Origin of the sequence: Fulvivirga sp. (assembly GCF_040218215.1) — a bacterium.
Lineage (GTDB): Bacteria > Bacteroidota > Bacteroidia > Cytophagales > Cyclobacteriaceae > Fulvivirga.
The window spans coordinates 229,310-243,700 of the sequence record NZ_JAVJQL010000013.1; the positions used below are offsets into that span (position 1 = coordinate 229,310).

Annotated in this window: 13 protein-coding genes; 12 read left to right on the forward strand and 1 reads right to left on the reverse strand. The window is 40.2% G+C overall.

Going from position 1 to position 14,391, the window contains the following annotated elements; translation table 11 throughout:
* Positions 1 to 113: 113 nt before the first annotated feature.
* Positions 114 to 527 (reverse strand): TonB-dependent receptor plug domain-containing protein, encoded by a 414-nt coding sequence (locus RIB54_RS08170; protein WP_350100411.1) that lies wholly within the window; start codon positions 525 to 527, stop codon positions 114 to 116.
* 51 nt (positions 528 to 578) lie between these two features.
* Here RIB54_RS08170 and RIB54_RS08175 point away from each other — a divergent pair, with 51 nt between their 5' ends.
* From RIB54_RS08175 to RIB54_RS08230, 12 genes are all read left to right on the forward strand, one after another.
* Complete coding sequence (locus RIB54_RS08175; protein WP_350100413.1) at positions 579 to 1,757, forward strand: CaiB/BaiF CoA transferase family protein; 1,179 nt, start codon at positions 579 to 581, stop codon at positions 1,755 to 1,757.
* Between the two features lie 190 nt (positions 1,758 to 1,947).
* Positions 1,948 to 2,391: a division/cell wall cluster transcriptional repressor MraZ gene (gene mraZ / locus RIB54_RS08180; protein WP_350071282.1), complete on the forward strand. Its 444-nt coding sequence runs from the start codon at positions 1,948 to 1,950 to the stop codon at positions 2,389 to 2,391.
* Position 2,392: 1 nt separating this feature from the next.
* The gene (rsmH, locus tag RIB54_RS08185; RefSeq protein WP_350100415.1) at positions 2,393 to 3,304 is read left to right on the forward strand and encodes a 16S rRNA (cytosine(1402)-N(4))-methyltransferase RsmH; all 912 of its coding nucleotides are present in this window, start codon (positions 2,393 to 2,395) and stop codon (positions 3,302 to 3,304) included.
* 2 nt (positions 3,305 to 3,306) lie between these two features.
* A complete protein-coding gene (locus tag RIB54_RS08190) occupies positions 3,307 to 3,675 on the forward strand; it encodes an FtsL-like putative cell division protein (RefSeq protein ID WP_350071292.1) in 369 nt (122 codons plus the stop codon).
* Positions 3,665 to 5,755 (forward strand): PASTA domain-containing penicillin-binding protein, encoded by a 2,091-nt coding sequence (locus tag RIB54_RS08195; RefSeq protein ID WP_350100418.1) that lies wholly within the window; start codon positions 3,665 to 3,667, stop codon positions 5,753 to 5,755. The genes RIB54_RS08190 and RIB54_RS08195 overlap by 11 nt, the downstream gene beginning before the upstream one ends.
* The gene (locus RIB54_RS08200; RefSeq protein WP_350100420.1) at positions 5,755 to 7,218 is read left to right on the forward strand and encodes a UDP-N-acetylmuramoyl-L-alanyl-D-glutamate--2,6-diaminopimelate ligase; all 1,464 of its coding nucleotides are present in this window, start codon (positions 5,755 to 5,757) and stop codon (positions 7,216 to 7,218) included. Before RIB54_RS08195 ends, RIB54_RS08200 begins: the two co-directional genes overlap by 1 nt.
* A gap of 3 nt (positions 7,219 to 7,221) precedes the next feature.
* Positions 7,222 to 8,430: a phospho-N-acetylmuramoyl-pentapeptide-transferase gene (mraY, locus tag RIB54_RS08205; protein WP_350071300.1), complete on the forward strand. Its 1,209-nt coding sequence runs from the start codon at positions 7,222 to 7,224 to the stop codon at positions 8,428 to 8,430.
* Positions 8,431 to 8,488: 58 nt separating this feature from the next.
* Positions 8,489 to 9,799, forward strand: a complete 1,311-nt coding sequence (gene murD, locus RIB54_RS08210; RefSeq protein ID WP_502879614.1) for a UDP-N-acetylmuramoyl-L-alanine--D-glutamate ligase — start codon at positions 8,489 to 8,491, stop codon at positions 9,797 to 9,799.
* A 78-nt stretch (positions 9,800 to 9,877) separates the two neighbouring features.
* A complete protein-coding gene (locus RIB54_RS08215; protein ID WP_350100422.1) occupies positions 9,878 to 11,038 on the forward strand; it encodes an FtsW/RodA/SpoVE family cell cycle protein in 1,161 nt (386 codons plus the stop codon).
* On the forward strand, positions 11,039 to 12,148 hold the full coding sequence (murG, locus tag RIB54_RS08220) for an undecaprenyldiphospho-muramoylpentapeptide beta-N-acetylglucosaminyltransferase (protein WP_350066385.1): 1,110 nt from the start codon (positions 11,039 to 11,041) through the stop codon (positions 12,146 to 12,148).
* Positions 12,145 to 13,539, forward strand: coding sequence for a UDP-N-acetylmuramate--L-alanine ligase (gene murC / locus RIB54_RS08225; RefSeq protein ID WP_350100424.1), 1,395 nt, complete (start codon positions 12,145 to 12,147; stop codon positions 13,537 to 13,539). The genes murG and murC overlap by 4 nt, the downstream gene beginning before the upstream one ends.
* Positions 13,532 to 14,296 (forward strand): cell division protein FtsQ/DivIB, encoded by a 765-nt coding sequence (locus RIB54_RS08230; RefSeq protein ID WP_350100426.1) that lies wholly within the window; start codon positions 13,532 to 13,534, stop codon positions 14,294 to 14,296. Before murC ends, RIB54_RS08230 begins: the two co-directional genes overlap by 8 nt.
* The last annotated feature ends 95 nt before the right edge of the window (positions 14,297 to 14,391 follow it).

Here is a 14,391-nt window from a genome sequence, read left to right on the forward strand (position 1 = left end):
ATTCAGAAGATTTGTGAATTTGATTCTGTAAATGAAATACTTAAATATTACGATAGAGGGAAACCTAGTAACTATTATGGCTAACTAGCGGCATGCTAAATGGAAGTTTGAAATTATGATCTCTTTTTTGTGGTAATAAGAATTACACCATTATTACCCTGCATTCCATATTGTGCAGTTTCAGACCCTGATTTTAGTACTCTTACATTTGAAATGTCTGCCACATCAACTAACGGAGCGGCTGATTGATAGCTGGTACCCACCCTGAGCCCATTAATAATAAATAATGGCTCTCGATTTTCTGAGAAAGTATTGTTTCCTCTAATTAGGACTTGAACCTCGGGGCCACGGCCTTGAATTTGAACACCTGGAATTCTTTTAAGATAATCAGCAAGAGAGGTGCTGTTGTCACCCGGGGTAAGTTCATTTGAAACTACATCCTGCTGAACTTGCACAGAGGAAGTTTGCTTATCAGCTGACGCACAGCCAATTAAGGCAATAAAGAATATAAGTATAGTCGTTTTCACATTTGAATATAACAAATTTGTAGGAGATTTTAATAAAAGATGTCTACTGATATGAGTGATTCGAGCCGGTTGTTTAAAAATTTAAAGGTATTAGAATTAGCATCGGTTCTGGCAGGCCCCAGTATTGGACAATTTTTTGCCGAGATTGGAGCAGAGGTGATTAAAGTTGAAAACCCAACAACCAAAGGGGATGTAACCAGATCATGGCGAATTATAGGTGAAAATGAAGATGATAACTCAGCCTATTTTTCATGCATCAACTGGGGTAAAAAATCTATCGCTCTTGATATTTCACAACAAGAAGGGTTGAACATTCTGTATTCATTAGTTGAAAGAGCCGACATAGTAGTTACTAGTTATAAGCCTGGTGATGATGTGAAGTTTGGGGTTGACTATGGATCATTGAAACAACATAACCCTAAGATTATTTATGGTCAAATTACTGGCTATGGTTCCGATGTAGATAAGGTTGGATATGACGCCATTATTCAAGCTGAGGCAGGCTTTATGAAGATAAATGGTGAGCCTGACTCTGAGCCTTTGAAGATGCCTGTCGCTCTTATAGATATTCTAGCTGGTCATCAACTAAAGGAAGCTATTTTGTTATCTTATATCAAAATGTTACAGACTGGTGAAGGAAGTAAAGTTGAGGTTTCCTTAATAGATGCAGGTATAGCTTCACTTGCCAATCAGGCCTCTAATTATCTGAAAGTGGGAGTTGAGCCCAAAAAGCAAGGATCTGCACATCCAAACATCGCCCCGTATGGTGAAACATATACAACAGCTGACAATAAGAGGGTTATGCTTGCGGTAGGTAATAACAAACAATTCAAGGAACTATTTGAGGTTCTAAAACTTCCTGGCAACCCTCAATACTCAGAGAATTCAGCTAGAGTGGAAAATAGGAAATCTTTAAATAGTCTTTTGACCACAGAGATTGGAAAATATAATGCTCAGGAATTAATTGATTTGCTGAATATCCGAAAAGTACCTGTGGGCTTGGTTAACGAGGTTTCGGATGCAATTGGCGCCTATGCGAAGAATATAGGCCTATTTAGACAGGGTAAACTTGAAGGTATTCGCACATATATCGAGAAAGGTTCAAAATCCTCCCACATTCTCCCACCACCAAAATATGGGGAACATACCACGGAAATTCTGGAGAATTCTTTGGGAATTTCTGCCGATGATATAGCTGAAATGGCTAAAAAGGGCGTTTTAGATCTCTAAGCAACAATCACTCTTAACATTTTGTAATTTCTATAATTTCAGCGCTTTGGCTGACATGTGGCAGCTTTTTGCTTCTGTGTAATAATTATGTAAGAAAATGTTAAAAAGTGGAGTAAAGTGGAGTAAAGTGGTGGAAAATGTCAAATATTTTTATATGTTTGTTTATTAGAACAGTAGCATATAAGCGATAATGGCATTTTTCACCAGTGAGTACGAATGCAAGATTGATGCTAAAGGCAGGCTTGCCCTACCGGCAAAAATCAAAGCGAGCTTACCAGAAACATCTGGTAATGAGCTTGTTGTGCGCAGGGGTTTCGAGCCATGCCTGATACTTTATCCTATGATTGAGTATAAAAAAATCTATTCTAAAATAGCTGGCCTAAGCGAATTCAATGAGGAATACAGAAAGCTGCAAAGGAACTTCTTTAGAGGTAGTTCTACTGTAGAGCTGGATAGCGCAGGCCGTTTGCTCATACCAAAATTGATGATGGGTTATGCTCATCTTGAGAAAGATGCCATTGTGGTAGGAATGGGTAATAAAGTGGAAATATGGAATCCGGAGCAATACAATAATCATTTGATCGATGATCCGGATGAATTCTCAAAATTGGCTCAGAAGTACTTAGATGAATGAAATGGCTGACTACGAATATCATCAGCCAGTTATGCTTCAAGAGTGTATTGAAGGCCTAAACATAAAGCCAAACGGGCTATATGTAGACTTGACATTCGGTGGCGGAGGTCATTCTAAAGAAATCCTAAAGCACCTTGAAAGTGGCCATTTATATGGCTTTGATCAGGATAAGGATGCTGTTAAGAATGCAGAGGGTCTGGATCCCAACAAGTTCACGCTGATAGAGGGCAATTTCAGGTATTTAAAAAGATACCTAAAGGCTTATGGTGTAAAACAGGTAGATGGCATTTTAGGTGACTTGGGAATATCATCCCACCAGATTGATGATGGAGAGCGGGGGTTTTCTACCCGGTTTGATGCGGAGCTTGATATGAGAATGGATCAATCTGCTGATGTGACTGCCAAGACTGTAGTGAATAATTATAGCACGGACGCACTTCACAAACTTTTGGGAATGTACGGAGAAGTGAGAAATGCAAAGACTTTAGCCGCTGCCATAGCAGCCGAAAGGATAAATAAGGAAATTAAAACGGTTGAAGATCTTAAAAAGATTTTGAGCCGGTTTGCCAAAAGAGGCAAAGAGAATAGGTATTACGCACAGGTTTTTCAGGCCATTAGAATTGAGGTTAATGAAGAACTGAAGGCATTAGAAGAAGTACTGGTTCAAAGTGAAGAGGTTTTGAAAGAGGGGGGAAGGCTGGTTATCATGTCTTATCACTCGCTAGAAGATCGAATGGTGAAAAACTTCATAGCTAAGGGCAAAGTGCAGGGAGAGCTGGAAAAGGATTTTTATGGAAATGTACTTAAGCCTTTTAATGCGATAACAAGAAAGCCAATAGAGGCTTCTGAAGAAGAATTGAAAATAAACAACCGGGCTAGGAGTGCTAAGCTGCGGATAGCCGAAAAAATATAGAGATGTCTACAAACACATTTAGAATAAAGAAGGAACAAAAAGGAGGAAGCGTGTTTTCTAAATTAGAAAACCTTCTAAAGCTGGATGCTGCTTTTCAAAGTGGAATCCCCGTCAGGTTTGTACCTCACATTCTGTTTGTAGCATTTATCGGATTGTTTTACATCGGCAACAGTCATTATGCTGAAAAAAATGTTCGCAAAATAGATGCCCTTGAAAAGGAAGTTGAAGATCTAAGAGCAGATTATACTACACTTAAGGCAGACTATATGTTTGCCGGAAAGCAGTCAGAAGTTGCCAAAAATATTGCCCGAAAGGGAATTACAGAAAGTCTAAGACCACCTGAAAAAATAGTGATAAATAGTGAACATTAAAAAGTCCATATTACTCAGGGTACGGATAGCATTTTTGCTTGTCTTCGTCTTTGCTACTGCGGTTGCCATAAAAGTGGGCCGCATTCAGTTTTTTGAGGGGGAGAAGTGGAAAGAGGTGTCCGATCAGATGAGCTTTCAATACAGACCGGTGAAAGCTACCCGTGGTAATATCTATAGTGATAATGGTAGCTTATTGGCTACCTCATTGCCTTTTTATAAGGTGGCATTTGATGCTACTATTGCTTCTGATGAGCTTTTTAATAATGGAATAGACTCTTTAGCATATAGGCTTTCAAGGTTTTTTAAGGATCAAAGCGCTGAAGCCTACAAACGAATGCTGAGAAATGCAAGAGAGGCAAATCGTCAATATACACCTTTAAGCTCTACAACTATTGGCTATCAGGATAAAAAGACCCTGGAGGAGTGGCCTATTTTCAGGGCGGGAAGGCTTAGGGGCGGAATCATCTTTGAAAAGGTTGATAAGAGATTCAGGCCATTCTCAAATTTAAGCTTAAGAACTATCGGATTCATCAACGAAAATGAGCGTGGTGCGGGTCTTGAATATAGTTTTAATGATGAGCTGGCCGGACAAGATGGTGAAGCACTTTACCAAAGAATAGCGGGAGGTAGCTGGAAGCCTGTTTTTGATGGCACGGAAATTAAAACGGAACAAGGACTTGACATTGAAACGACAATAGATATCAACCTTCAGGATGTGAGTGAAACAGCTTTGTTAAGAGCATTAGAATATCATGAAGCCGATTACGGAGTAGTGGCAGTGATGGAGGTAGCTACTGGTGAAATAAAGGCCATCTCAAACCTCAGCAGAAACAGCAAAGGCAATTATTATGAGCGTTACAACTATGCTGTTGGCGGATTGAGGGAGCCAGGTTCAACATTCAAGTTGGCTACCATGATTGCGTTACTTGAAAATACCAATATCAAGTTGAGTGACACAATCAATACAGGAAATGGAGTTCATAAATTCTATAAGGATGTTGTGCGAGATCACGAAAAAGGTGGCTACGGCACTATCACCGTAAAGGAGGCTTTTGAAGTATCATCTAATGTGGCTATGGCCAAATTGGTAGACAAATATTTTGGTAAACAGCCATCAAAATTTATAGAGCAGATTGATAAGCTTGGTTTATCTCAGCCACTTGGTGTTCAGATTAAAGGAGAGGGTATTCCTATCATTAAACGACCAACCGATAAAGACTGGAGTGGGATTACTTTACCATGGATGGCCTATGGTTATGGCCTGGAACTAACACCACTACAGACATTGGCTTTGTATAATGCTGTGGCTAACAATGGAAAAATGATCAGGCCTGTTTTTGTTAAGAAAATAAGAAAGGCAGATAAGGTGGTGGAGAAGATCAAGCCAACGGTGCTTAATGATAAAATTTGCTCAGATGAGACATTGATAAAATTAAGAATCATGCTTGAAGGTGTTGTTGAGCGAGGTACTGCAGAGAATATCAAAAATAGCCATTATAAAATAGCAGGCAAGACTGGCACTGCTCAGATATTGGAAAATGGACGATATACCAAAAAGTACATTACCTCATTTGCTGGGTATTTTCCTGCCGAACAACCAAAATACAGCGCTATAGTATTGATTAAAAATCCAAAGGGATGGCGCCAGTATGGCAGTAATGTGGCTGCTCCGGTATTTAAAGAGATTGCTGACAATATCTATTCAAGAGATATAGATATGCACGCCCCTCTTCCAAAAGAGTTTACCGCAGAAGCAGGTGTTTTCCCTCTTATCCAGTCTGGAAAGCAAGATGAATTGCAATTTCTATGCAATGAATTAGGCGTTTCAAATCACAGCGCCACAGATAAGGACTGGGTTGTTACTGAGCGCTATGGCAATTCGGTAAAGTGGAAAGAAAATAAAGTAATTGAAAACCTGGTACCGAATGTAAAAGGTATGACTCTACGTGATGCCCTTTTCTTATTGGAAAGCACAGGTTTAAAAGTCAATGTTTCTGGCAAAGGACGCGTAGTTGAGCAGTCTAAAATTCCGGGAACAAAGATTTCTAATGGTAATGAAATAACGATCAAGTTGAGCTGATGGCGGAGTTAAGGGATATATTATATAAGGTTTCGCTGGTATCTGCCAGTGGTGACATGACGCGCCAGATTAGTCAGGTTAGCTTTGATTCAAGGGAAGTCAAAAAAGGAGCGCTTTTCGTAGCTGTTAAGGGCACTCAGGTTGACGGTCATGAATATATTGCCAATGCCATTAAATCAGGGGCTGTTGCCATTGTTTGTCAAACACTACCTGAACAAGTTAATGAGGATGTTACATATGTAGCCGTTAAGAACAGCGCTGAAGCGTTGGGCATAGTGTCTTCTAATTTCTATGGAAACCCAAGTAGTAAGCTAAAACTTGTGGGTGTAACAGGAACTAATGGTAAGACTACCGTGGCCACATTACTTTTCAACCTGTTCCAAAAACTTGGGTATGCGGCAGGGTTGCTATCTACTATAGATAATAGAATTGATGGCGAAGTTCTGCCTTCAATGCATACCACACCTGATGCGCTTAGACTTAATGAGCTTTTAGCCAATATGGTCGATAAGGGCTGCGAATATTGTTTTATGGAAGTGAGTTCACATGCTATAGAGCAGTATAGAATAGCCGGGGTGACTTTTACTGGAGCTATATTCTCTAACATCTCGCATGATCATTTAGACTACCACAAAACTTTTGATGCTTACATAGCAGCCAAAAAGAAACTTTTTGACGGACTGACTAGCGAGGCTTTTGCTTTGGTGAATAAAGATGATAAGCGTGGACTGATCATGTTACAAAACACTAAAGCTGCCAAGAAAACTTATTCGCTTAAAAGCATGACAGACTTTAAGGCCAAGCTGGTTTCTAATACACTTCAGGGACTTGAGCTCGAGATTGATAACAAGCATGTATGGTTTAAGCTAATAGGTGATTTTAATGCCTATAATTTGCTTTCCGTTTATGCTGCAGCCATGCTGCTTGGCGAAGATTCTGATACTGTGCTTACAGCGCTTTCATCATTAAATGGAGCACTAGGCAGATTCGAGCAGGTGGACAATAATTCGGACATCACAGCTATCGTAGACTATGCGCACACTCCTGATGCATTAAAAAATGTATTGGAAACTATAGCTGAATTCAGAACAGGCAATGAGCAGGTAATCACAGTCATTGGCTGTGGAGGTAATAGGGATGCCGCAAAAAGGCCACTAATGGCTTCTATAGCTTGTAAGTTAAGCGATAAGGTGGTTTTTACTACGGATAACCCAAGAAACGAGGATCCAGAGCAGATTATCAATGACATGAAACAGGGCGTAAGTCCCTCAGATTATAAAAAAACGGTGGTTTTGATGGATCGTGAAGAGGCCATTAAAACAGCCTGCCTTTTGGCTAAAGAAAAGGACATCATCCTTGTGGCTGGAAAGGGTCATGAGAAGTATCAGGAAATCAACGGAGTGAAACACCCCTTTGATGATAAAGAAGTATTGGGAAGAATGTTAAACCTATTTGCGAACTAACTTATGCTATACTACCTATTCGATTATTTAGAAAAACAATATAGTCTTATAGGGGCGAGTGTGTTTCAATACATCTCGTTTAGAGCTGGTATGGCCGCTGTTTTATCGCTAGTTATTACCATTTTAATTGGTAAAAGGCTCATTAACTTCCTTCAAAAGAAGCAGGTAGGAGAGAGCATTCGTGATTTAGGCCTTGAAGGCCAAATGGCTAAGAAAGGAACGCCAACCATGGGAGGGCTTATCATTATCAGTGCCATTTTGATCCCTGTTCTTCTTTTTGCCCGTCTGGAAAATGTATATGTAATTCTGCTGGTTGGTGTTACTCTGGCCCTTGGGTTAATAGGTTTCATGGATGATTATATCAAGGTTTTTAAAAAGAATAAGGAAGGCCTTGCAGGCAAATTTAAAATTGTAGGTCAGGTTTCAATCGGCCTTATTGTCGGCCTTACACTTTACTTTAATCAAAATGTGGTGGTCAGGGAATATGGAGACGAGACCATCAATGCTGAAAATGAAGTGGTAAGGGAATATGAGGATGTCAAATCCACCAAGACTACGGTTCCTTTCTTAAAGGACAATGAATTGGATTATGATAAAGTAATACCATTCCTGACCCATGATTCCACATGGATTATTTATGTGATTGTTGTCATATTCATATTAACTGCCGTTTCCAACGGTGCCAATCTAACCGATGGTATTGATGGATTGGCAGCAGGCACATCAGCCATTATTGGCTTAACCATTGCCATATTGGCCTATCTCTCTGGCCGTGTTGATTTTAGTGAATATCTAAATATTCTACACATCCCGAATTTAAGTGAAGTGGTAATTTTTTGTGCGGCATTTGTGGGAGCCTGCATCGGATTTTTATGGTACAATGCTTATCCGGCACAGGTATTTATGGGTGATACTGGCAGTTTGACAATTGGAGGTATCATCGCTGTACTTGCCTTAATTGTACGAAAAGAGCTTTTACTGCCATTGTTATGTGGCATATTCTTGATAGAAAGTCTTTCTGTGATGATACAAGTAGGCTACTTCAAGTATACTAAAAGGAAATATGGTGAAGGGCGGAGGGTTTTTAAAATGTCACCCTTGCACCATCACTATCAAAAAATGGAAATACATGAGTCAAAAATTGTCACCAGGTTCTGGATGGTAGGAATACTACTGGCGATTATGACTTTGGCAACTTTAAAGCTTAGATAAAATAGGACACTTAATTACCATATTAGGAGCAGGCGAAAGCGGAACGGGAGCAGCCTTGTTGGCAAAAGCTAAGGGCTATGCCGTGTTCGTTTCTGACAACGGAAAGATTGCCGATAAGTACAAGCAGGAACTTGTGGCGGAAGGTATTGCCTATGAAGAAGAAAAGCATTCTAAGTCAAAAATATTAGAATCAAAACTGGTTATAAAAAGCCCTGGTATCCCTGAAAAGGCTCCGATTGTCAAAGAAATTAGAGCTGCAGGTATAAAAATCATTGATGAAATAGAGTTTGCTTTTAGCTACACTAAGGCAAGGTTAATAGCTATCACCGGAACCAATGGCAAGACCACAACCACTTTATTGACTTATTACCTACTAAAAGAAGCCGGGGTTAATGTTGGACTGGCCGGAAATGTTGGGCATAGCTTAGCTAAACAGGTGATCAAAGATGAGTTTGATTATTATGTGGTGGAGATGAGCAGCTTCCAATTAGATGGATGCTATCTACTGAAACCTTATATCTCAATATTACTGAACATCACGCCTGACCATATGGACAGGTATGAATATGATATCAATAAGTATGTTGATTCTAAATTTAGAATAGCCCAGAATTCAGGTCGTGATGACTACTTCATCTACTATCAGGATAATGTATTGATTAAAGAGGCGATTAAAGAAAAGGTCTATAATACCAATTTGGTACCCATTTCTTTAACTGATGAATCTGCTACTGCATATTTTGATGATCAGGTGATGCACCTATTTGGTAAAGTGCACATTGATCAGAAAGACACCGTGCTTCTGGGTAAACATAACGCCATCAACATGATGGCGGCAATAAGTACTGCATTAGAGGTTGGTGTTAGTGCCGACAGCATAAAATCTTCGCTTAAGACATTTAAAAATGCACCGCATCGTATGGAGTACATCGCTACCATTAATGATGTGAGGTTTATCAACGACTCAAAAGCTACCAATGTTGATGCTGTGCAATATGCATTGGAAAGTTTTTCGGATCCATTGGTTTGGATAGCCGGTGGTATAGACAAAGGCAATCAATATGACTTAATCATGGAGGCTGTCAATAAAAAGGTAAAAGCATTGGTGTGCCTCGGTAAAGATAACTCCAAGCTAAGGGATGCCTTTCATGGCCAGATTATCAATATGCTTGAGACTGACAATATGAAAACTGCAGTGCGAGAGGCCCTGAATTATGCAGCTACGCATGATGTGGTGCTACTATCTCCGGCATGTGCAAGCTTCGATCTGTTCAAAAATTATGAAGATCGTGGTGAGCAGTTTAGACAAGCAGTGCTTGAATTGAAAAATGAATTTGAAATGAGCAGAAACGATGGAACAATTAATTAAAAATATTGCCTCAAATATTGCGAATTCCATGTGGCAAATGAAAATAAACAATACACATGAATCTAAAGCTTTAGAACAATGAATAGAGTAAAAGCTTGGGTAGATGAAAACTTAAAAGGTGATCCGGTAATCTGGGCAGTGATCTTTGCGCTTTCGCTAATAAGTATATTAGTGGTTTATAGCGCAACGGGTACACTGGCATTCAAAAGAATGGTCAACCCAGAGTCTTACTTAATCAAGCATACTTTGCTTGTAGGGCTTGGTGTCTTGGCCATGTGGGTTGCCCATAAGGTGGATTATAGATATTATTCAAAACTGTCGCGCTTTGCTTTATGGTTAAGTGTACCATTATTGATATACACATTTACAAATGGAGTAAGCCTTAACGATGCTTCCCGTTGGATTCAGTTACCTGTAATCAACGCATCATTCCAGCCGTCAGATTTAGCAAGTTTAGCACTGATCACCAGTTTGGCGAGTATGCTTTCAAAGCGCCAGCAAAACATTGCGGACTTTAAAGAATCATTGATTCCTATCCTGATCTGGTGTGGAGTAATATGTGGATTGATAGCATTGACAAACTTATCGTCAGCTATTCTGCTATTCTTAACATGCATGCTGATAATGTTTATAGGTAGGGTGCCAATTAAATATCTGGCGATGCTAGTTTTTGTCGGGATTTTAGCTGGAGGTGCCGCTCTTACATTTGGGGTTAGAGGTGAGACTGCCAAGAGCAGGATCGAGAGTTTTATCAATGGCGATGAACTGCCATTCCAAGCCAAGCATGCACGTATTGCTGTTGCTACCGGAGGTGTTTTTGGAAAAGGCCCAGGACAAAGCCAGCAAAGAAATATCCTCCCTCATCCATATTCAGATTTTGTGTATGCCATCATTATTGAAGAGTACGGAATGGTAGGTGGCGTAGTGGTGCTTCTACTTTATCTGATTTTACTATCACGGGGTATGAAGGCAGTGACTAATAGTGAGCGCGCCTTTGGAGGGCTGTTGTCGGCAGGGCTGAGTTTTGCCATTGTGCTTCAGGCCATGGTAAACATGGGTGTAGTTGTAGGCTTGGGGCCAATTACCGGATTACCACTTCCATTGATCAGTATGGGGGGTACATCATTATTATTTACAGGATTGTCAATAGGTATTATCATCAGTGTGAGCCGTGGAGAGACGGACTCTAGCTGGGAGAGTGCCGGAGGAGAAATAAGAAATATTGCTAAAGCAGCATAATTGAGTAATACAAAACCATATCGATTCATAATTAGTGGCGGGGGAACCGGAGGTCACATCTATCCTGCATTGGCAGTAGCCAATGAGATCAGGAGCCGGTATGAAGATGCCCGAATCATTTTTGTAGGAGCCAAAGGCAAAATGGAAATGACCAAAGTGCCTGAAGCAGGCTTCAAGATTGTAGGGCTATGGATTAGTGGACTGCAACGCAGAATGACACTTGATAATGTGATGTTTCCTATCAAGGTGATTTACAGTTTCCTTGTGGCTAAACGCATTGTAAAAAGTTATCGTCCGGATGCAGTATTGGGCTTTGGCGGCTATGCAAGTGGGCCAATGATGTTTGCTGCCAACTCGTTAAAAGTGCCTTCCTTAATTCAGGAACAAAACAGCTATGCTGGTTTAACAAACAAGAAATTTGGTAAGAAGGCCAAGCGCATTTGTGTGGCTTATGATGGTATGGATAAATACTTTCCGGCTGCCAGCATAAGCATGACGGGTAATCCTGTAAGAAAGGATATTTTGGACATTAGTGCCAAAAGAAATGAGGGTGTTGAGCATTTTAAACTAGATCCCAGTAAGAAGACAATATTAGTGTTGGGCGGAAGCCTTGGTGCCCGTACAATTAATAACAGTGTGCTAGGAGAGTTGGATAAGGTAGTTAAGAATGGCTATCAGGTGATCTGGCAGACCGGAAAATTCTATTTCGAAGACATTAAAGCCAGGGCAAAGGTTTATGACCTTACCAACATAAGGATTGTGCAGTTTATCAAGGAAATGGATCTGGCTTATGCTGCTGCAGATGTAGTAATATCCAGAGCGGGTGCATTGTCTATTTCAGAATTGTGCATTGTAGGCAAACCAGTAGTCTTGGTGCCTTCGCCCAATGTGGCAGAGGATCATCAAACAAAAAATGCCGCTGCCTTAACAGCTATTGATGCAGCCATAATGGTAAAAGATGATAGGGCCAAAGATAATTTGGTCGCTGAAGTGATACAGCTCCTGAAGGACGAAGAGCGTCAGCAGGTGCTTTCCATGAATATAAAAACATTGGCCAAACCAAATGCCGCTGTAGAAATTGTGAATGAATTAATGGACATGATCAAATGAATTTGAAGCAATATCATAACGTCCATTTTCTAGGCATCGGAGGGATAGGCATGAGTGCTTTGGCAAGATGGTTTAACCTCAATGGTTTTGCTGTTTCAGGCTACGATCGTACCCCAACTGAGCTGACAGACCAGTTGATAAAAGAAGGTATTGACATTCATTTTGAAGATGATATGAGCTTTATCAGTGACAGTGTGAAATCAGATATTGATAACACTTTGATCATCATAACACCTGCTATCCCAAAAGCACATAAGCAGCTCAATTTCTTTAAGGATAATAATTATAAGATGCTTAAGCGCTCAGAGGTGCTTGGCGTCATTTCAGATAATTTCAAATTAGTAGCGGTAGCTGGTACTCACGGTAAGACTACCACCTCTTCCATGATAGCACACTTGCTGAAACACGCAGGTCGTGATATTGCGGCATTTTTAGGAGGTATTGCTACTAATTACAACTCGAACTTCATAGCCAATGAAGCACTTACGCCAAATACTGTGGCTGTTGTAGAAGCTGATGAGTTCGACCGCTCTTTCTTAACGCTTAATCCAGATTTGGCCGTGATCACTTCTGCTGATGCAGATCATCTGGACATTTATGGAGACAAAGCACATTTGGAGCATTCTTTCAAGGCATTTATTGATAAGATAAAGAGCACTGGCAAACTCTTTATCAACGAGAAAATAACAAAAGATTTAGTGTCCACAGATTTTACCAAATCGGTGAACACATATGGATTAAACCGGGGGCAATTTTTTGCCAGCAATATAACCATGGGTAATGGTTTTTTTGAATTCAACTACACTGACGAGATCAACAGCATTAATAAGCTTAAGCTAGGCGTCCCCGGTTTTCATAATGTTGAAAATGCTACTGTGGCTATAGCCGTAGCATTGGAATTGGGCCTTACTGTAGAGCAGATACGAACAGGTATCGAAAGCTACAAAGGCGTAAAACGCAGGTTTGAGTTTATTATCAGGTCTGAAAAAGTAGTATTTGTTGATGACTACGCGCATCATCCTGTAGAGATAGAGGCCTTCTTGAAATCATTGAAGGCGTTGTATCCAAACAAAAAAGTGACGGCTATTTTCCAGCCGCACCTTTACAGTCGCACCAGGGATTTTGCCGCAGAATTTGCTGAAAGTCTGAGCCTGGCCGATGAGGTTATCCTTTTGGATATCTATCCTGCCAGGGAGGAGCCGATTCCGGGAGTAACTTCTGACATTGTCTTTAAAGACATTAATACCGAGAAGTCAAAGTGCAGTAAAGAAGATTTGCTCGATGTTCTTTATGACTATGAGCTAGAGGTAGTGGCCACTATTGGTGCAGGAGACATTGACAAACTAGTAAAACCTATTGAAAACCTTTTAACCGAAAAATACCATGCTTAAAAAAATCAGGATCGGTAAAGGAGTAAAAATAATAGCGGCAGCAGTCGTGCTTCTGTCAGTTATCAGCTTTGCCGAACGCAAACAAGGAGCAGAAGTCTGCCGGGACATTGTTGTGAAGCTTGACAACCAGTATGACAATTTCTTTATCGATGAAAATGACATTATCGCTTTAATGACTGATGATGGTGATGACATTATCATTGGAAAGGACTTCGAAGAGATCAACCTCAAAACCATTGAAGAAAGAGTAAGAACCCAGAAGTTCTTGCAAAAAGCTGAAATCTATAGGGATTTGAAAGGCAATATTTTGGTGAATGCCAAGCTAAGAAGGCCATTTGCCAGGATTGTTGAGCCTTCAGTGCCCAGAGGTTATATCTCTACAGACGGTGTGATTTTACCGCCATCCAGAAAGTATACTTCCAGAACAATCATCCTTAGCGGGAGCTTTATGAAAGAGTTGGTAAAAAGCGATTTGACCGCTACAGAAGAGGGTAAAAAAATATATGAGCTATTGAAGTTTATCGATGGTGACAAGTTCTGGAAAGCTCAGATAGCACAAATAGATATTGACAAGAAAATGAATGTTTTGATCTACCCACAGGTGACAAAGCAGATTGTAGAATTTGGACAGCCAGATGATCTGGAAGCGAAGTTTAAGAAACTAAAAGTTTTCTATAAGCAGATACTTCCTCAAAAGGGCTGGAATACTTATGAACGCGTGAATTTGGAATATAAAGATCAGATAATCGCAGAGTAGTAAGTCTCTAGTCGCGAGTAGTAAGTGGAAAGTACTTACGACTAATGACTAAATGACTAAGAATAGAAACAACCACTAAAAATAAATTTACAACC